Annotated in this window: 1 protein-coding gene; it reads left to right on the top strand. The window is 49.8% G+C overall.

All coding sequences use genetic code 11. From position 1 onward, the window contains the following. Positions 1-168 precede the first annotated feature (168 nt). The coding region (locus WH277_RS05260) for an ABC transporter transmembrane domain-containing protein (protein ID WP_339504828.1) at positions 169-879 on the top strand (711 nt) is incomplete at its 3' end.

Below are 879 nucleotides of genomic sequence, written 5' to 3'. Positions count from 1 at the left end.
GCATGATACAGCCCTTTCGGGGCAGATTAGTGCCCATTTTTTTGTTGATAACTGGCAACTTATGGGGTTAAGAGAACAAATAATGAACCGTTGGTATCATCAGTGGTTTGGCGTAGTCAGGGATTCCAGGTAGAATGAGCGGCTATTTCATTCAAAGCTGGTTAAATAATGCATCTGGATAAAGATCTCTCCACCTGGCAGACCTTCCGTCGACTCTGGCCAATGATTGTGCCATATAAGGCGGGATTGATTGTGGCTGCAGTCGCACTGATTCTTAATGCGGCTGGCGATACACTCATGCTGTCACTGCTGAAGCCTTTACTCGATGATGGTTTTGGTAAAGCGAACAACGCCGTACTGCTATGGATGCCGCTTGCCGTAATGGGCCTGATGCTCGTTCGCGGCGTTACCAGCTACGTTTCCAGCTACTGTATTTCCTGGGTGTCTGGCAATGTGGTCATGGGCATGCGCCGCCGCCTGTTCAGCCATATGATGGGCATGCCGGTCGCCTTCTTCGACCAGCAGTCTACCGGTACACTGCTATCGCGCATCACCTATGATTCTGAACAGGTTGCCTCATCCTCTTCCGGTGCCCTGGTGACTGTGGTGCGTGAGGGTGCTTCTATTATCGGTCTGTTTATCTTGATGTTTTACTACAGCTGGCAGCTGTCGCTGATCCTGATCGTTCTGGCACCAATCGTTTCATTTGCTATTCGTTCGGTCTCTAAGCGTTTCCGCAATATCAGTAAAAATATGCAGAACACCATGGGCCAGGTGACGACCAGCGCGGAACAGATGTTGAAAGGGCATAAAGAAGTGCTGATCTTTGGTGGTCAGGAAATCGAAAGCGAGCGCTTCAACCGTGTGAGTAATCGCATG

The organism is Erwinia sp. MYb416 (genome assembly GCF_037479575.1).
GTDB lineage: Bacteria > Pseudomonadota > Gammaproteobacteria > Enterobacterales > Enterobacteriaceae > Erwinia > Erwinia rhapontici.
Note: the sequence above shows the minus strand (reverse complement) of the source record. Positions and strands in the feature narration are given on the sequence as shown.